The 18,767-nt window shown below is 44.1% G+C and carries 18 protein-coding genes; 9 read left to right on the top strand and 9 right to left on the bottom strand.

The annotated features are described in order from the left end of the window. The first annotated feature begins 81 nt into the window (after positions 1 to 81). From PN836_RS02655 to PN836_RS02640, 4 genes are all read left to right on the top strand, one after another. Positions 82 to 948 carry a hypothetical protein gene (locus PN836_RS02655; RefSeq protein ID WP_395343161.1) on the top strand — a complete coding sequence of 289 codons (867 nt, stop codon included), beginning with the start codon at positions 82 to 84 and terminating at the stop codon, positions 946 to 948. Positions 949 to 962: 14 nt separating this feature from the next. Continuing rightward, on the top strand, positions 963 to 1,442 hold the full coding sequence (locus PN836_RS02650) for a nuclear transport factor 2 family protein (protein WP_395343159.1): 480 nt from the start codon (positions 963 to 965) through the stop codon (positions 1,440 to 1,442). Positions 1,443 to 1,571: 129 nt separating this feature from the next. Then, positions 1,572 to 2,246, top strand: a complete 675-nt coding sequence (locus tag PN836_RS02645; RefSeq protein WP_395343157.1) for a hypothetical protein — start codon at positions 1,572 to 1,574, stop codon at positions 2,244 to 2,246. After that, positions 2,243 to 3,022, top strand: coding sequence for a DUF3307 domain-containing protein (locus tag PN836_RS02640; protein WP_395343155.1), 780 nt, complete (start codon positions 2,243 to 2,245; stop codon positions 3,020 to 3,022). Before PN836_RS02645 ends, PN836_RS02640 begins: the two co-directional genes overlap by 4 nt. Here PN836_RS02640 and PN836_RS02635 read toward each other — a convergent pair. The 3 genes from PN836_RS02635 to PN836_RS02625 are packed head-to-tail and all read right to left on the bottom strand — an operon-like array spanning position 3,019 to position 6,171. Beyond that, complete coding sequence (locus PN836_RS02635; RefSeq protein ID WP_395343152.1) at positions 3,019 to 3,162, bottom strand: DUF2256 domain-containing protein; 144 nt, start codon at positions 3,160 to 3,162, stop codon at positions 3,019 to 3,021. The two genes, PN836_RS02640 and PN836_RS02635, sit on opposite strands and share 4 nt — an antisense overlap. Then, positions 3,149 to 4,711 carry a cryptochrome/photolyase family protein gene (locus PN836_RS02630; protein WP_395343149.1) on the bottom strand — a complete coding sequence of 521 codons (1,563 nt, stop codon included), beginning with the start codon at positions 4,709 to 4,711 and terminating at the stop codon, positions 3,149 to 3,151. Before PN836_RS02630 ends, PN836_RS02635 begins: the two co-directional genes overlap by 14 nt. A gap of 5 nt (positions 4,712 to 4,716) precedes the next feature. Next, a complete protein-coding gene (locus PN836_RS02625) occupies positions 4,717 to 6,171 on the bottom strand; it encodes a cryptochrome/photolyase family protein (protein WP_395343147.1) in 1,455 nt (484 codons plus the stop codon). Between the two features lie 187 nt (positions 6,172 to 6,358). On the opposite strand from PN836_RS02625, the gene PN836_RS02620 reads away from it, so the two are divergent. Beyond that, entirely contained in the window at positions 6,359 to 7,648 is a 1,290-nt protein-coding gene (locus PN836_RS02620; protein WP_395343146.1) for a DASH family cryptochrome, read from the top strand. Then, positions 7,639 to 9,117, top strand: coding sequence for a cryptochrome/deoxyribodipyrimidine photo-lyase family protein (locus tag PN836_RS02615; protein WP_395343144.1), 1,479 nt, complete (start codon positions 7,639 to 7,641; stop codon positions 9,115 to 9,117). Before PN836_RS02620 ends, PN836_RS02615 begins: the two co-directional genes overlap by 10 nt. Before the next feature lie 120 nt (positions 9,118 to 9,237). Here PN836_RS02615 and PN836_RS02610 read toward each other — a convergent pair whose 3' ends face one another. After that, positions 9,238 to 9,621 (bottom strand): hypothetical protein, encoded by a 384-nt coding sequence (locus PN836_RS02610; protein ID WP_395343142.1) that lies wholly within the window; start codon positions 9,619 to 9,621, stop codon positions 9,238 to 9,240. Positions 9,622 to 9,879: 258 nt separating this feature from the next. Here PN836_RS02610 and fabA point away from each other — a divergent pair, with 258 nt between their 5' ends. From fabA to PN836_RS02595, 3 genes are read left to right on the top strand one after another with little or no spacing between them, the layout of a single operon-like run. Further along, complete coding sequence (fabA, locus tag PN836_RS02605; RefSeq protein ID WP_395343140.1) at positions 9,880 to 10,398, top strand: bifunctional 3-hydroxydecanoyl-ACP dehydratase/trans-2-decenoyl-ACP isomerase; 519 nt, start codon at positions 9,880 to 9,882, stop codon at positions 10,396 to 10,398. A gap of 9 nt (positions 10,399 to 10,407) precedes the next feature. Beyond that, positions 10,408 to 11,853 carry a YfcC family protein gene (locus PN836_RS02600; RefSeq protein WP_395343137.1) on the top strand — a complete coding sequence of 482 codons (1,446 nt, stop codon included), beginning with the start codon at positions 10,408 to 10,410 and terminating at the stop codon, positions 11,851 to 11,853. 9 nt (positions 11,854 to 11,862) lie between these two features. After that, positions 11,863 to 12,183, top strand: a complete 321-nt coding sequence (locus PN836_RS02595; RefSeq protein WP_395343134.1) for a hypothetical protein — start codon at positions 11,863 to 11,865, stop codon at positions 12,181 to 12,183. Between the two features lie 74 nt (positions 12,184 to 12,257). Here the strand turns inward: PN836_RS02595 and PN836_RS02590 are convergent, their stop codons facing one another. The 5 genes from PN836_RS02590 to PN836_RS02570 all read right to left on the bottom strand — a co-directional run bounded on the left by PN836_RS02590 (position 12,258) and on the right by PN836_RS02570 (position 18,525). Continuing rightward, positions 12,258 to 12,698, bottom strand: a complete 441-nt coding sequence (locus PN836_RS02590; RefSeq protein ID WP_395343133.1) for a MarR family winged helix-turn-helix transcriptional regulator — start codon at positions 12,696 to 12,698, stop codon at positions 12,258 to 12,260. Between the two features lie 8 nt (positions 12,699 to 12,706). Beyond that, complete coding sequence (locus tag PN836_RS02585) at positions 12,707 to 12,991, bottom strand: putative quinol monooxygenase (RefSeq protein ID WP_395343131.1); 285 nt, start codon at positions 12,989 to 12,991, stop codon at positions 12,707 to 12,709. A gap of 664 nt (positions 12,992 to 13,655) precedes the next feature. After that, positions 13,656 to 14,723 carry a hypothetical protein gene (locus PN836_RS02580; RefSeq protein WP_395343129.1) on the bottom strand — a complete coding sequence of 356 codons (1,068 nt, stop codon included), beginning with the start codon at positions 14,721 to 14,723 and terminating at the stop codon, positions 13,656 to 13,658. A 12-nt stretch (positions 14,724 to 14,735) separates the two neighbouring features. Further along, entirely contained in the window at positions 14,736 to 17,459 is a 2,724-nt protein-coding gene (locus PN836_RS02575) for a toxin VasX (protein ID WP_395343127.1), read from the bottom strand. 1 nt (position 17,460) lies between these two features. Continuing rightward, positions 17,461 to 18,525, bottom strand: coding sequence for a DUF4123 domain-containing protein (locus PN836_RS02570; RefSeq protein ID WP_395343125.1), 1,065 nt, complete (start codon positions 18,523 to 18,525; stop codon positions 17,461 to 17,463). Positions 18,526 to 18,767: the final 242 nt, after the last annotated feature.

Below are 18,767 nucleotides of genomic sequence, written 5' to 3'. Positions count from 1 at the left end.
AAAAAGCACTAAGCGAGCTATATATAGGCCATACATTCAGTTTTACAATGGATGGTTGATAACATGGATAGAGCACAATAAATGAGCGTCAAGTCTGCGTTTTTAGCGCTTTGTATTTTCTGTGTGTCTACATCGATAAGAGCGCAGGAAGTGTTAGTCATGACCGACAGCCATGCCTTTATTGAGCAAGTCAGCACAAATAACGGGGTCGGCACTATCTCATCTGTATACGACCTGCTGTATCAACGCATTGGTTTACCTAAAAATTTAGCTTACGTTCCCCTCAACCGCCAAAATCGCTTATTGGAACTGGGTGAAGAACCACTTTGTACTCTGTATCGATTCAAAACAAAAGAGCGCGAGCAGAGGTATTTCTTTTCTAAACCCATCTATTTTTTACTCCATTATAAGTTGTATCAACAAAGCGACCTCCCTCCTCTACCTTCAGAGATATTAAATGAAGATGGCGAACTTATTTCTTTGAATGCCTTAGCTGATGCTCTGCCAGATTCGACTTTTCTGCTTTTACCAGAGTTTTCATACGGCAATGTGTTAGATCCGCAAATAGACGCGCTGCCTAATCAATCAACGCTTACTTGGTCTGGTAACGAGGCACATAATCGTCTATCTGTTTTATTCTTGTCACGACGCGGGGACTTTGCACTGATGTTCCCTAGCGAAGTATTCGCGCTTGGTAAGGTAAATCCGCAGCTTAGGTATCGCAGTTACTCAGTTGCGGGGGTGCCAAGCGCAACCTTCGGTTACATGATGTGCACTAAACATGAAGCCACACAGCGCTATATAGAAGAAGTAAACGCCGCGATGAGCGAAATTTATCGCAGTGATGATTACCTAAACGCGCATTTTGACTTTAATCGAGCGTCAGAGCGTGACACGATTATTAAATCGCATGCCATTCTTATGGAAATGGTTAGCAGCAACCACTAAGGAAATTATCTTTAATGAAACAAAGATCGCGCAACTACCTATTTATCATCTTTGCTATGTGCTTAGCCGTGCTCAGTATCAACGCTAATGCACGCCATAGTCATGAATCACGTTCTGTAACTCAAACAAAGGCGCATGACGAAATTGTCAATCTCGTGAACCATTTTTTAAACAATGTGGATAGCAAAGATACGCATGAACAGTTTTGGGCTGAAGATCTGGTATACACCAGTTCAAATGGCGAACGCTTTGGCAAAGGACACATTATGAGTGGTTTCAATGCTAGCTCGCAGCAAGAATCTGAAGCGACGGTGGCGTATTCTAGCGAAGCCTTGGAAGTACGCGTATTCGATAAAATGGCCTTACTGACGTTTACACTAGTGGCTAACAGCAATGACGAGATCACGCGCTATTTGAACAGTGGGGCGTTAGCATATCGTGATGGAGAATGGAAAGTGATACAATGGCAAGCAACTCGCACTGCTTCCGATTAGATTGCGAAAAGCACACAATATGCAATCGAATTAGTTTTACTAATATTAAAGCAAACTAAATTGGTTGCATTTAATTGTGTATTATGACATCTTTACAACAATTTTCCGATCAAAAGCCTAGCTTGAATTATGTTTATAGCCGTGCAAACCAGTGATATTGTCCACTCAACAAACATGAGTCAAAGGCAACACGCTCAGCTTATTGCAGAGCTAAAAACGCTGTTAGACGAACACGACATGCTGTTTAGTGCACAACATGAGGTGTATCGAGGAGATGCATTTCAGGTTTGCTACACGAAACCTAACGAGGGACTCAAAGCGGCTTTACTCATAAAGCTCAGGTTATTATCTTTTGATGAGCACAACCCTGTAAAGCTTACCCAATCGCTTTGTTTCGGACATCAAACTTCCCTTGATAAACCTATTTCCCAAAGCATGGGAGAGGTCTTTGTCCAGTCAGGACGTGTGCTAGACAAAACCTCAAGAGGCCAAATAGCCATAACTTTGGCAGATATTCAAACGAGTACTAACATATCCAATACCAGCACCTTTAATCATTCAATGGCACAGTCGGTCTCGCTCATAACCGCATTTTTGAATAATCACCTAACCGGTCTGACACAAAAACAGGCGCAGGTTATTTATCATTACTTAAATGAAAACTTTCCAGAACAGCAATTTATTGCCGATAGACTGCAAATGACAAGACAAAACGTAGCAACCCACCTTAAGCGTGGTGGTGCTGATTTGTTTAAGCAAAGCATTGAGTTTTTTGAGCAGTACTGTAAGGACGCAAGTCAATGACCCTATTTTTTCTTTTGTTGCTGGTGCATTTAGTCGCAGATTTTTACATTCAGCGAAAAATCTGGATTGAATGCAAAATTAAGCACAAAGAAAAGTCACTTGGGCTTTTTAAACATGTACTGAGTCACTTTGCCTTGAACGCAATCGTATTATTCCCTTTTTTAGGCTTATCACCCCTCTTTTTTGGCGCCTTGTTTACCATTGTGCTGACTCACTACGCCATCGATATCTGGAAAACCTATCAAGGTTTCTATTTACAGTCATTTTTAATCGACCAAAGTGCGCACGTTTTAATTCTAGCGCTGGTATGCGCCTATATTGCGCAGCCTGATGTCGCCCAATGGCATGCGGTGTTAAGTGAGTTCACCAAAATTCACCACCTAATTGTGTTGGCTATTTTCTTGTTTGCCTGGAAACCGCTATCACTGATCATTCAACTGATTTTAAGTGGCTACACCGAGCAGATGCACGCTTCAGAAAACGCTGCACAGTCCGCACAACAAAACAAAGGCGGGCTGACTAATGCAGGCGAGTGGATCGGTATTTTAGAGCGCTATTTGGTCATTATCTTTGTGATGCTGGGGCAGTTTGCTGGTGTGGGTTTTTTACTTGCAGCAAAAAGTGTGTTCCGCTTTGGAGATATGCGTAGGCAACAAGACCGTAAGCTCACCGAGTACATCATGCTTGGCACATTGTTTAGCGTAACCTTTGCGATTTTGCTTGGACTGTTAGCCCGTTATGCGATTGGGGCGATTGACGCGACGGGCACGCTCTAATCTTGCGCTTTTGATTTATTTCGCCGACAGCGCTCTGAGCAGTATTTTACCTCTTCCCAGTTACGTTCCCATTTTTTACGCCATGTAAAAGAAAGCTTGCAAACAGGACAAGTCTTCTCTGGCAAGTCAGACTTCTTCATTTTTGTCTAGTTTTGCAAAGAAGCTTTTAGCATCTTCCTGCATATGCCTTACCTTGGTTTCATCCATTTTCCTAAGCGTGCTATAAATCATGCCCATTCGCTGATTTTTAGTCAAAACTTCCTGGTGACGAATCAAGAAATCCCAGTACAAGTAGTTAAATGGACAAGCCTGATGACCCGTTTTCTCCTTTACACTGTACTCGCAATTTTGACAGTAATTCGACATTTTATTGATGTACGCACCGCTTGCCGCATAAGGCTTACTCGCCAATTTACCTCCATCGGTAAATAAAATCATGCCGCTCACATTGGGAAGCTCTACCCATTCATAGGCATCGGCGTAGACAATTAAATACCATTCGTTCACTTCGTCTGGGTTCAGACCCGCCAAAAGCGCAAAATTCCCTAAGACCATTAGGCGCTGAATATGATGTGCATAGGCATTTTCTTTGGTTTCTTTCACGCATTGTTTCAGGCAGTTCATTTTTGTTTTGCCGCCCCAATACAGGTCGGGCAGCTTTCGCTTTGCTTCGAAAAAGTTCTTTTGTGTATAGTCCGGCATAAAGTGCCAGTAAAAACCTCTAATGTATTCACGCCAGCCCAAAATTTGCCGTATAAAGCCTTCTACTGAGTTTAGAGGCGCTTGTCCTGCTACATAAGCCTGTTCCGCTGCGTCCATGCACTCTCGTGCACTTAGCAAACCGGTATTTAAATAAAACGACACGTGGGAGTGATACATCCATGGTTCACCCTCGATCATCGCGTCTTGATATTGCCCAAAGTTCTCAAGCCGATGCGCGATAAATTCTTCTAAAACCGTCTTTGCATGCGCTCGTGTAACGCCATAGTGAAAATCATTCAGATCGCCAAAATGATCAGAAAATTCAGATTGCACTAGTGCAATCACATCCTTTGTTATTGTGTCAACTTCAAACATGGTGGGCTTAGGTACTTCTAAGTCTTTAGGGGCTTTCGCGCGGTTTTGACTATCATAATTCCATTTTCCGCCAACCGGCTTGTCGCCCTCCATCAAGTAGTTAAAGTCTTTGCGCATTTCTCGGTAGAAAAACTCCATGCGCAACTGTTTGCGCCCTTCTGCCCATTCAGAGAAAAACGACTGTGAGGCTAAAAAACGATTGTCTTCGTGTATTTCAATCGACACGCCGAGTTTATCCTGCCACGACTGCATTTGTTCATATAAACGATATTCAGCCGCCTGAGCAACGTGTACTTTTGTCACTTCTCCACGCTGCTTGTCGTTTTTGGCGCCTTCAATATATGATGCTAGCTGTTGCTCAAAGCTACCTTGATTATCGTTGTCAGTGTATTGGGTGTACACAACCCTATAACCTTCACTTTTCAGCGCTTGTGCAAAATGACGCATAGCAGAAAAAATAAAGGCGATTTTCTTTTTGTGGTGCTTTACATAAGTCGCTTCATCGCGCAATTCGCACATCAAGACAACATCATTTTGCTTGTCTATGTGACCTAGCGAACTTGTTTCAAGGCTCAACTGGTCGCCCAATATTAAACATACTTGATGAGACATCTACGTTAAGCTCCCTTTATTGAGTCAAAGGCATCAAGCGCACGTTTACGCGATTCTTTTAAATCAACCAATGGTTTGGGATATTGTTGAAAGCCAGCAGATTCATCATTAGCATCGCCAAGCACAAGCTTCGCTTTTTCTAATACCTCGGCAGGTGCCTCCCAAGGCTGATGAATATACTTTTTAGGTAAGTCTTTAAGCTCGGGGCAATAGGTTTTGACATACTCGCCCTCTTTATCAAACTTCTCTCCCTGTAACACTGGATTAAATATTCTAAAATAGGGTGATGCGTCTGCGCCAGAGCCTGCTACCCACTGCCAACCCGCTGAATTGCTGGCAGTGTCGGCATCAAGAAGACAATCCCAAAACCAACGCTCACCCTCACGCCAATCTATCAACAGATTTTTTACTAAGTATGAGCCAACAATCATCCTGACTCGATTGTGCATATAGCCAGTTTGGTAAAGCTCTCGCATGCCCGCATCGACAATGGGTACACCCGTATTGCCAAACTGCCAAGCTTTAAGATCTTTTTGTGCATCACGCCATGGAAACTTGTCAAACTTTGAATTGAAGTTGCGCTTTTGCATATCATTGAAGTGATAGAGCAAATAATAGGAAAACTCTCGCCAGCCAATTTCGCTTAAATAGGTATCCACACCAGCGCCTGAGGTATTACCATGAAAAGCATCTTTGATTGCAAACCAAACTTGATTGGGTGAAATCTGACCAAAGTGAAGGTAGGGAGAGAGCTGAGATGTGCCGCGAACGGCAGGTAAATTACGCTCGTCTTTGTAGTCAGTAATAGCGTTTTTGATGAACCACTGAAGTTTACTCCCTGCGGCCCGTTCGCTCACTGTCCAGGTTGCAGCAATAGATTCGTCCCATGCAATAGTGGGCAGGAGCGCTAGCTTGTCGATCTGCGATTTTGCATCTTTTGGGACACCCAACAGGACACTTAAATCGGGACGCTCGAGCGGATATCGTGGGTCACTCTTAGATAAACAGCCCTTGCGATAATAGGGTGTGTATACTTTATATGGCGTTTCGTCTTTTTTTAACACTTCCCAAGGCTCCCATAACAAAGAGCCGTTCATACTTTTTGCAGCAACACCGCTATCCTTAAAATGAGACTTGATTTCAGCATCTCGCGTTCGTGCCCATGGCTCGTACATTCGATGCCATAATATATGCGTGGCATCGAATTCTTGTACTAATTCTTTAAGCTGCTCAAGACAATTACCAGAACGCACAATTAAACGATTATCGAATGACTCTGCCAAATCGACTAACGCGTGATGAAGCCACCACCTCGATGCGCCTCCTAGCTGAGCTTTTTCCGGTACTGTGTCATCAAATATATATACAGGAATGACGTCGCCGTTTGCACAGGCAGCAGATAAAGCTGGGTTGTCATTTATGCGCAAGTCTTGTCTAAACCATACAATGGTTTTTGTCATGTAAAATCCCGTGTTTATTGGAAGTGTTAAGCGAGCTCGCACAAGGGTGTGCACAGCTATGCTTACACCTGCTTAGTTTTTATATGCCTGTCTTACTACTGAGCTTATGAATGAAGCGATCGAATTTTCTTGTGTGAGAGTAAGCAAATACACGAATATGCATTGCGTTTGAATAGGGAGTGTTAAGTTGAGTCAAAGAATAGGCTTACATTGGTTTAGGCACGATTTACGTCTCACAGACAATGAGGCTTTGTTAACGCTTGCTAAACAATGTGAGCAAGTATTCGCGCTCTATGTGTTCGAGCCACAATGGCGAACAGAGAACCAGTGGGGGTTTTGCCATTTAGGCAAGCATCGACGGGCGTTTATTGAATCAGCCTTGAGTGATCTTAAGAAGCAGCTATTCGCGCTCAACATTCAGCTTGTCGTATTAGAAGGCGAGCCCACACACTTAATTAATCAAGTTATCCAAGACAATAAAGTTTGCACAGTGTCATATGAGCTGCATGCAGGTATTAATGAGCGAAATCAAATTACCGCCTTGAAAGACGCTTGCAAACAAGATGAGCTTGAACTCAAATGGATTGAAGGCAAAAGCAACTACCTCTATCACGAAAGCGACTTACCTTTTGCGCTTGAAAATATGCCCGATACATTTTCACCCTTTCGCCGCAAAGTAGAAAAGTATGCTCAGGTGCAAGCCCCCTCGCCTGTAAATATTGGCGCCAAGGAATCTGGTCGCGACATTATGGTAAACCAAGCCTTGAATCAATATAAGTTTGCTAATGATGCTGCAGACTTAGACCAACAATATTTGGGAGGCGAAAGCGCCGCCTTAGCACGCTTAGACGATTACTTTTTTGGCAATGACGGTATTGCCACTTACAAAGAAACGAGAAACGGGCTGGACGGTTGGAATTTTTCGAGTCGTTTTTCCGCTTTTCTCGCTCACGGTTGTATATCTCCTCGTTTTATTAACCACCGCTTAGAGGAATACGAAGCTCAGCGTGTGGCGAACGATTCTACTTACTGGCTATTTTTTGAGTTGCTCTGGCGTGAGTTTTTTCACTGGCAGCATATTAAGCATGGCGCAATGTTTTTTGCATCAAAGGGCATTCAAGGAAAACCACCTAGCACCGTATTCGATGCCCAGACGTTTGAAAAATGGTGTGCTGGAGAAACCGGTCACGACATTGTGGATGCATGCATGAAGCAGCTAAACGCAAGCGGATTTATGTCAAATCGCGGACGTCAGCTCGTGGCGAGCTGCTTTGTTCATGAATTGAATTTGGACTGGCGCTATGGCGCCGCCTATTTTGAGCAGCAGTTGGTCGATTTTGATGTAGCTAGCAATTGGGGAAACTGGCAATATCTAGCAGGTGTTGGCAGCGACCCACGGGGTCACCGTCAGTTTAACCTGCAAAAGCAAACTGGAACATATGACCCACAAAGGCGATTTATACAAGCATGGCAATAGATGCTAACGCGCCATTTTCAGTTGTTTGGTTAAAACGCGACCTAAGATTACGTGATCACGATGCTTTGTTAGCCGCTGTTGAGCACCAAAAGCCAGTGTGCCTGTTGTATATCGTTGAACCCATTATGCTCAACGATCCACATATGGACGTGCGCCACTGGCGGTTTATTTACCAGTCTATTCTCGACTTAAATGAACAACTGGCCAAATATCAAACCCAAATACTGCTGCTTCATGGTGACGCAATAACCATACTCAACGCACTTGCTGAGCGAGGCATGAGTAAACTCTTCAGCCATCAAGAGATAGGATTAGCCCATACCTTTGAACGAGATAAAGCAGTACGCCTTTGGTGTGATTCAAACACAATAGACTGGCACGAAAGCCCATATGGGGCAGTTAGTCGCCCCCTAGCCCATCGTTTTAAATGGCGACAACACTGGCACGAACGTATGCATGGAGCAACCGCCGATGTTGCACTTGAGGAGGTAAGTTGGGTAAATATCGATGAACTGGCTCTCATTGAGTTAAGCGATACCCTCCCTGATACATGGTTGCAGGAAGAAAATACCTTTCAAAAAGGTGGGGAAAAGCGTGCATGGCACGTTATGTATGATTTTTTCGAAAAACGCGGCAAGGGTTATTTTGGCAATATTGGTAAACCTTCCGAAGCTCGAAAAACGTGCTCTCGGCTGTCTCCTTATCTTGCTTGGGGAAACATCAGTATTCGTCAGGTGTACCAATTCTCCACGCGGTATATGCAAAAAGACGGTTGGCGTCGTTCGGTGAATGCCTTTCAAGCGCGCGTTAGCTGGCATTGCCATTTCATACAAAAGTTTGAATCGGAGTGTGAGCAAGAAGTGCGGCCGGTGAACTTAGCCTATAAAAACTACCAATATGAAAAAGGTGATATTGCGCAAAAACGTCTTCACGCATGGAAAACAGGCACGACCGGAATTCCCATTATTGACGCATCCATGCGCGCGGTAATCGCCACTGGCTATTTAAACTTTCGAATGCGTGCAATGCTAGTGAGTTTTCTTTGTCATCACCTAGACCTTGATTGGCGTGAAGGCGTAACCCACCTAGGCAGACAATTCTTAGACTTTGAACCCGGGATTCACTATCCACAATTTCAAATGCAAGCTGGCGTGACGGGCACGAATACCATCCGATTATACAACCCTGTAAAGCAGTCGCTTGATAAAGACCCAGACGGAATATTCATCAAAAAGTGGGTACCAGAGCTTAAGGATTTACCACCAGAGCTAATCCATAGTCCTTGGAAGGTCCCTCCTCTTGAGGCACAAATTTATGGCTTTGATTTAGTGCATCAATATTACGAACCTATTGTTGATATTGAGACGGCAGCCCGAGCGGCAAGGGAAAAGTTATGGAAGTTTAGGGAGCGAGATGATGTTAAGCGTGAGGCTAAGCGGATTTTGTATCAGCATTCGGTATTGTCATGAAAATCGAGGCCAATAAGCGAGATGCTCCCTATCAGTCTTTAATTACGACTTGGTTATCGGTAGATGTGAAGAATCAACAACAAACTCGATAAATTTAAAGTCGACGATGCCTTAACCATTCTAGGTCTTATCATTATCCAAACTATCCAAAAAGGCTCTGGTAGGATTAAAAATCTCTTTATCGTCGGTTTGTACTTTATCAGCCTCACCAAAAGATTGAGATTTTAAATCTTTATTCTGCCGCTGCGCCTTTTTCTTATCATCTTCTTGTAGCCATTTATTCAAAAACCGAATTTGACCATTACGATAGGCGGCGTACGTGATGCGAAGTGCGTTTGAAAGAATGTCGGAATCGGTCCAATGGGTCTTTTCAACAATTTCTTTGTAGTTTTCCATGGCTTCAGGTGTGATATACCCTCGTACCATTTTTTTACCTAAGGCTTTTTGGCGCTCTCGGTAGCGCTTTTGCTTTTCTGCATTTGCCTGAAGCTTTTTATTACGCATGTTTTTACACTTATATTGAATGAGCCACAATTGTCACACAATTTTTCGATATTTATTAGTGTAATTCAAATTGCATGGCTATATAAAGCACTCGATATCGCAAGCTCACGAAGAAAATGACTGTTCAGAGTTGTTTGGCGTACACTTGTACGCTAAATTGACGCATCTTTTATTAGGCGCCCTAGTGACGATTCTTTTGAAGAATCTCATTAATCATTTGCGCTGCTATCCACATTCCAACAACAATAAGAAGTAAACATGTCAGACAAACAACATCAATTTAACCGAGAAGAGCTTCTAAAATGCAGCACTGGCGAGCTATTTGGTCCCGGTAACAGTCAACTCCCCGCCCCTAATATGTTGATGATGGATCGTATTACGATGATTACTGAGGAAGGCGGCCAGTTTGATAAGGGCTATTTGGAAGCCGAGCTCGATATTGACCCGTCACTTTGGTTTTTTGAATGCCACTTTCCGGGTGATCCTGTGATGCCGGGTTGTCTTGGGTTAGATGCAATGTGGCAACTCGTTGGCTTTTTCCTTGGGTGGTCTGGCGGGCCAGGTAAAGGACGTGCTTTAGGGGTGGGTGAAGTGAAATTCACCGGTCAAATTTTACCCAGCGCGAAAAAAGTGACGTATCGTATTGACTTTAAACGCGTGATCAAGCGCAAACTCTTTATGGGCATGGCAGATGGAACGGTGGCAGTTGACGGCAGAGTTATTTATACTGCCAAAGACTTAAAGGTAGGTCTATTTCAAGACACATCTGCATTCTAAGGGATTGTAATGGCAACTGTTTTTCGCGTTCCGCATACTCTAATATTACTATTGAGTATGATGCTCGTCGCGTACATTGCGACATGGGTAGTACCCCAAGGGTTTTATGAAACTCAAGTGTTAGATAACGGACGCGAGGCAGTGATTGCGGGCACCTATGCGGTGTCACAAGATCAAGTCCGCCTTTCGCCAATGGACTTTTTTGTCGCGATCCCTCGCGCGCTTGCTGCGGCACAAGACGTTATTTTCTTCGTGTTTATTGTAGGTGGTGTGCTAGCCGTCGCTCGCGCAACGGGTACCATTGATGCGCTAATCGGAAGCTTACTCGAACGCTTTGGCGAAAAACCCTACATGCTTATCTTCATGGTGATATTTACCTTTGCGCTGGCGTCAGGCGCAATTGGTACTGCAGGTGAATACATCCCCTTTGTGTTAATTCTGGTTGGTCTGTGCCGCGCTATGGATTTGGATGCAATGACAGCCGTTGGTATGGTCGTGGTGGGATACGGCATTGGCTATGGTGTATCCGCCTTTAGTCCGTTCACGGTAATGGTGGCTCAGCAAGTTGCCGGCATACCACTGTATTCTGGCATTGAACTGCGCCTAGCGATATTTGTACCCTTCGTTCTAATTGGTTTTCATCACGTTTATGCTTATGCAAAGCGTGTTCAACTCGATCCTAGTGCCTCAATGACAGCAGGTATTAAAATCCCTCAATTGAAAAATGAAGGTGTTTATCCTGATTTAAATGCACGCCACAAAATCATCTTGTTTGGACTGGTTGCCACCATTTGTGTCGCAGTATGGGGAATATCCCAAAAAGGCTGGTATTTATACGAACTTGGCGCCCTTTTCATCATTTGGGGAGTGGTTACCGCGATTGTTGGTAAGCTCAGTGCAGATATTGCCGCCGAGCAGTTTATTGAAGGCGTAAAAGACTTAGCCATGACGGCCATGCTCATTGGCGTTGCTCGCGGCATTGCACTGATCATGGAAGATGGCCAGATACTGCATACTTTGGTACACGGCATGTCGACGCCTCTATCTCATTTAGGCGCAGAATTAGCCGCCGTTGGTATGTTTGTTATGCAAACCTTGCTTAACTTGTTTATTCCCTCTGGTAGCGGTCAGGCGTATGTCACGATGCCACTTATGGCACCTGTGGGTGACTTAATTGGCGTAAATCGTCAAATCGCCGTCTTGGCCTATCAATTTGGAGATGGGTTTTCAAATATGATTATCCCGACCAATGCGGTGCTGATGGGGATTATCGGTATGGCTGGCGTGCCATATCATCTTTGGTTTAAATTCTGCTTTCCGCTCATTCTTAAGCTCATGGGTGCAGCAGCAATTGTGTTAGTGCTTGCCGTCGTATTTGACTACGGGGCAGATGTGCAACCTCAAGCAGCGCTGCTAGAGGCGACGCACGTAAACCCAACATTATTAGCCTCATAAGCACGGTGCATGGCTATGCTCAGCTGTCTAAATAAAAGAATAAAAACCTTTGTTTTAAGCTGTGTAGCTGCATCGCTATTTGCATGTGCAGACTCAACGCTTAGCTCTGATCGCACTAGCTATGAAAATACAGGCGTGACTATCACCGAGGCCGATTACAAAGATGCACTCTATGGTTTTTGGCTCGGTCAGAGTATTGCCAACTGGACAGGCCTGGTCACTGAGATGGATAAAATCGGGGATATAGGAACGCTTAAAACGGGTCCATTTTACACGCGCGATGATTGGGGTGGGATTCAGACAACCCAGCTGCCACGTGGGGCGGCCTAATTGGATTTACTATAGGTAAAGAAGGCATAGAATCAAAGACATCAACATTGAGTTAAGTATACTAAATACCACTTTTACTCTCCCTTGTGCGAGCGCTTAGTTAAAATATTGAAGTAGTCTGGAAGCAAACTTTCAAGCGCGCTTTTTCCCTTATCAGAAAGGGTTAATACAATTGCACGCCCGTCCTTTGAATCTTTGCTAGTTAACAAGAAACCATTGTCTGTTAGAGTTTTGACTGCTCTACTCAGGACTGGTTTCGACACGTCCAATCGTTCTGAAATTTCAACCGCATATAGCCAGTCTCGATCAAGCTCTCGATCAATAACCATGAGTATTAAAAACTTTAGTTGAGATATATCATGACTTGCAAAGTAGGAATCTAGTTGTCTGACAAGAATACTAGCCTCTCGCATCATTTTTAATTGCTTTATAACCTCAGCAGAATCGCTTGGACAATATAATTCAGCGTAATTTTCTACCATACACTTGGTAGGCAGATCTTTTAAAAAAAACATCAGTCAGATTAATCCAGCAAAGTAAAGCTCTTCACGTCAACAGGTGCTGCCAACCATTGCTCATAAGACTTAAAGACTTGCGTTGTGTAGCTTTGCTTATAATGATAGTCAAGAGCGGCTTCGTCGGCCCACTGTTCATACAAATATAAAACTGAGGACTCTTGATTAGTATGAATATCGAATTGTACACAGCCTGCTTCATTTCTAGTTTCTTCAAGAATTGATTGAATCGCAGCCTTTGCTTCGTCGAAATATTCATTTTTTGGGGTGATTGTTGCGAAAATACAAAACACTTAGTTTCCTCTTTTTCATCCATATAGTTACCATGATAACTATATGGATGAGCATTGCAATTTCATTCAGCATTAACTTGACACAAAAACCTTCGCTACTGGGGCTTTTCCTTGCGTTTTTTTGACGATGTTTTATGGAAGCAAATATAATAATTGCGGCTGCAAGCGTTGTTATTAGCGGCCAAAAGAAGAACTGACAAAATGTAAACATTCTTTCTTTATTAGGAGCCGATTCATTTGTGATAACTTTCATGTGTACATATTGGCAATGCTCGCTTCAATAATTAAGCCTTAGCTATTGTAAATATGTAAATCTATAAACTAATTTGGCAACTCAATCCATGAAGAGAAACATATGAAAACCACGAAAACAAAGACACTGCTTTTGTTTTTTATTCTTTGTTTAGCGAGTAAAGCATTCGCTATTGAGTCTCCAACAATTAAGGTTCAAGCTCCGACTGTGCAACAGGAGTGTTCTGGTCAACTAAAACCGGACACTTCTTTCATTAAATTCTCATAGTCTACTGGCGAGTAGTCGCCGTTAGCACTGTGAAGCCGTTCTAAGTTGTAATAGCGTTTATCCCTAATTGTCGCTCTCCGGTGGCCTCTCGCCAACCGCTTTACTTTAGCCAGTCGCCTCGTTAGGAAATGCTTTTGCCACGGATCATGATTTACCATTACGTTGCTTAGTTTCCTCATATTGTTTGGCTTTATGAGCCCATACCGACCCTCCGCGGTTACGGGTGTCGGGGTGAGTCAAGTATTCCATCAGTGCGGCGTCGGTCTTTGCTTTTACGTTGGTTTGGTCAAAGTGTGTGCTCCTACCCAAACTATGTTTGCCTAACCAGCGTATGGCATCTAGCTTAAAACGTCGCCCTTTTTGTATCTTATTCAGCCATTCACCATGCCAGGCAATGGCACGCTCGTTTTCATCAAACAGGTTTTGATGCATAAAAGCTTGGATAAACATGCCAATGTCTTCGCTTTGGTGTGAATGGCAAGGCGGATAAGGCGCGAGCAGCATGGGAATAGGCGCGTTATTGTTTTTGCCTTTGCCATCTGCACGGTGCATGTCTATGGAATAAGCGCCGGTTGATTTATCAATCTTATAAAGCGGGTTCTCGTCTGCCTCTGACACGACGCGACCTCGTAAACCGCTGACCTGTGGCCCTACATCAGCCACATAAAAATGCCCCTTGTGCCAAGTGTAAATAAGCTCGTTTTTGCGGTCGAGCCGAATAGGGCAGTGTTTAGGCCAGCAAAGCCATATGCCCAGCATGATCAAGGAGTGGGACCACATAAAGTATAAGAAAGCGAGTCGGTTGAAAAAGCGATAAGTGTGAATGCCACTTTCACCTCGAGTTTGTCTCTCAACCCATTCATCTTCTGTGTAAGTATCGCGGACGTAGCTACCTGGGCCAGTTCTATATTCGCGTCGAGTGAGCTCTTCGAAATTAAATACATACTGATGCTCATCTCTTACCTCTTCCGCAAAGGCTTGCCATGAGCCATAGCTGTAGATGGGGCCAAACACGTTATAAGTCAGCGTGACCAGTAACAACATGAACCCTAATACTCTCGCTCGATGGCTGTGAAAATGCACAATATCGACTACATCATCAGAGTGCACCTTGACTGCCCGATACATGGCATACCAGTAGTCTTTGCGCGCATAGCGTGGTAATTGCTTATAGTTATTAGGGCGCTCTATTTCAAATAGATAGAAAATCATATGGGTATATCCTTACCACAATCGGTCGCTTCGTATGGTGAGACTTTCTTCAAAAGTGTTATCGCGTATGCGCGAAACTTCCACTTCAATGTCTACATCACGGGCGTCTGTTATCGAGTTCGGTTTCGCAATAATGAGCTGCGCCTTGCCGGACGCAATAAACTGGGTGTTTACACTGAGCGCTAAATCATATACCGTCCACGCTTTATCGTATTCAGCACTAACTCTTAAACGCGATAAATCACTTTCGCTTTGCAAAAGTGCGCAACTCACTTCTACTTTTCCATCGTTTGCTTGCAAATCTGTAACGGTGAGGCTGGCGTTAATATCGATGTATTCTGCCAATTCTAATTCGAATTCGTCTTTTATACTTTGGTATTGACTATCGCTTGGGTTAGCTAGTATTTTTGCTGCATTAATTTGGTCATCAATTGAGTCATATCTTTTGATTCGCCAATATTCACCAGACGTCCCCCAAAACCCATGCTGCACCCACAACTGCACATCATTGAGAGAGAAAAACGACACTACTAAGCCAATTATGATCGCCACTACGGCAATCACGGCTAATGGGCCCGTTGCAACAAACAACAAAACCAAGCCCCCAGCGGCCATTAATCCATTACCTAACATCATGGCTTTGTCTCCGCGCTGGTAACCCTCTACAGCCATAAAACCGCTCATGACCACACCTACCACGCCTGCTGCTTTTGCAGTAGCGTTTAGTGTTTTTATTGCACCGGGGCTTATTCGCACTATAGAACTCCCCCCATTTGCGGCAGCCGCGTTTACTAATCTTGCGTTGTTGCCAAATACGCGCCTTAATACTGTTTGTGTGGCTGCACCATTGCTTCGCCCAATGGCGGCGCTGGCCAGTCCAATACTCGCCTCATAGGCGCCCGCAAATCCAGCAATAAGCTGTGTAACTGGGTTTTGAGCAAACTGGCCTATCGCTGAATACGCTTGGGGCGTGTTATTCCAATTGGCAATTGTTTGATGCAAGCTTAAGCCTGCCGCAACCAAACCAAAGCCGTTTGTACCAAATTCAAAATTATTTGCCGTGCGAGCATGCGCCAGTCTCTCGGGCTCAAGCGTTAAGTCTACCTGAGCGCGAAACTCGATAACGCCCACTTGCCCATCAGCGGCCTCACTTAGTAACATTGTTGCGGACACATTGTTACCTGCCGTATGCACAGTGAAATCTATGTCAGCGTTGTCCCACCCAACGTTTTGCATCATATCTGAAAACACATTTTGCAGCTCACTCGCATCATGAAAGCTGACTGGCTGTCGTGCGAATATTTCACGTAGTAAAGTGTGTGTAGACGACCCCGGGCTATTTACACCGGCCTCCACAATTTGAGTTCCATACACGGTAAACATAGCATTGAGCGCACCATTAAATTGTGGATGTAGCTTTTGTCTTAACGATACTGCTTCTTTGCTTAAATCAACCGCCAACTTTACGTATCGAATAGCATTATCGCTTCCAGACGGCGTTGCGTCTGTCACTACTTCAGTAAACAAGGCCGACAATGCCTTAGCAACACAGCTAGACATTGCCGAGACCGCCATCGCGCGGGCTTGTATGGTCAGCATATAAGCAAGCGCATCAGAATGATCTATTGGATTTCTTGCTAAGCTGTAGCGGTTAGTAATAATTGTACACGCATCAAATATTGCGCTCGCCGTTCCAACGCCAGTTTGCGTATATATATTCATCCAATGCTGAGTCAGGCGTTTTTGGGTGTTTTCAAGACGCTCCATTTCCGTTAGCAGTTCTGTATACTTCGTATCAAACTGCCGTGATAGTTCCCCTGTATTGCCCCAGCCCTCCCATAGCCAATTTACGGTCTTTGTGCCTACTTCCCCGCTGGTGGCATAGTTTTTAACCGCTCGCCCCATCATTAATGGATATTGGTGTTCTTCTGCAAAGTTAGTCAGTGTCATGGCGTGAACACTCATCAAACCCAACAAATCTTGCAATTCCCCAACGGGGTCGTGCACTGCCACCAGTACACCTTTTTCACGAGTGTTGTTACACGTGACTACCTTTGATACGTCCTCTATCTCCACTGCAGTGTGACGAATCGCATTTTCAAGGGTATAGTCTACTTCGCTATACTCAATCTCGCCTGTCGTAAAGGTATTTACTCTTGACGCAAGCTCGGAAATCGGCGCGCAGAACGGGCCGCTGCGGCTAGTTAAATCAACCTCGGTCATCACCAAATCACGTAGCGTAGTATCGTCTGGAATTTCACCAAAAAACTGATTGGGCCAGCGTTCTTCAGAATAAGCCACCCATACTTTAGGCGTGTCTTTGGGGGCAAACGCGTACGGATACATTTCGTTTTCTAGTAAGGTCCACTCGCCTTGAGGGGTGCCGTCTTCAAAATGGTATTTAGTAAACGAATACGCGAGTGTGCCACCTTTTTCTGTGTCATCGCGATAAATGCTCCCGTTTTCATCAGCGATGCTCGTATTAAACCAGAAAATTTGAAAAACATTCCCGTCGTAAACGTAAAAGTACCCTTGGCGAATGCGCAGCAGTTCGTGATTGGGCATTGCGCTAATATTTTGCGGTGTGGTAGGTGTTGAGCTAGCGCTTAACATGTCAATTAGTGCTGTGCCGGTGAGCGCAAATCGCAATGGGAAAATTGGAATAATAGTAGCATCGCAATGCGCGGTTGTTTCTTCAACATCTTGGGTCTCAGAATATTCACTTTCGGAACTCATGTTATGCCTCCAATGCGGTATTAGATGTTCGGTAGGTGTCGCAAATAAATGCCCAGCTAAGCTTACCCCGATTCACCGGCGAGAGGGCCAGCTCAGGGTCGACGTGTTTTTCAATTTGTTCAAACGATGTATCGTGCGTTTTTAGCGCTAGTTGACATCGAATATAATCATAAGCGGCTTGTTCTATAGTATAACTGCGTTCACATGCCTGCATGTATAGGACAGTTAGTTCATCGATATTGGTATGTGCACTTAACGAAGCATGATTCTGTGCGAGACTTTCTGCCACTTTATGTATGAATATTGAACGCTTGGTGTTTTGCAAAGCCAGTAAATCAACTTGCCTGAGCCTCAAAGTACTTGGACTCAGTTTTAAGGTGTTAGTCACATCTTGTTCCATCGAATTAATCGTTTCTGGCGCATGCACCTTCATCACAACACCACTGCTTAATTGCGGGAACAAAACTTTATCAATACTTGCATTCATCCAAACGCTGACTAACGGAGAATAAATATCGTTTTGCAGTAACACACTGGCGTGTACGTTATTGGGCTCCCAAAATCTGAAATACAACCACTCATTTTGCTCATTGCGAATACGGATAAATTTCCTAAAATGCTGACGCAGATCTTTTAACGACAATGAAGAACGAAAAAACACACCAAGGCCTTTATCCCAAAGCTTATTCACTTGCTTAGGCGCTGGTAAAAGCTGATTTGTAAAGCTATTGCTCTGGTCTAATTGCACAATATACGGTGCATATTCTTCGAGCTCTTCCTGCGTTTCGCCCTGAAAGAGCGATGCATAGGTCAATCCTGAGGTGGCTAATAAGCCAGACAATACAAAGGGTAACTTTGCGGCATCTAAAATAGCGTATGTATGCAAGTATGACTCTGGTTGCGCGGCGCCCTTTATCTCGTTGCTTCGCTCCGCGCTTTCAAATAAACATTGGTAAACGTTGTCGTAAAACTGATGAGAACTGTCGAATTGTTTCGCATTATCCTCATTTTCAGAATCACTGCCTTGTGCAAGTTCAGTAAAGGTAAACAATTTTTTTGTGTGCATATTCGCCGAGCCATCCTAGCTTTCGAGCATTTCAAGTTCTTGTACTTAATACTGTGATATTACCGCAAAGTTGATTGTTTAAGTATAAGACGGTTTAGCGCTATTTACTACCATGCTCGGATTTCGAGTGGCACCAGTAAGAGTAGGAAAACTATATGGGCGACAAGTGTGTAGATTGTATAAATAATAAGGTGCTGTTTGTTAGAGGCGTACAATAGAGCTTGAGTAATACAGGCGATGAT

This window comes from Ningiella algicola, from assembly GCF_028401415.2.
Taxonomy (GTDB): Bacteria; Pseudomonadota; Gammaproteobacteria; order Enterobacterales; family Alteromonadaceae; genus Glaciecola.
This window is presented reverse-complemented; position numbering and strand designations above follow the sequence as displayed.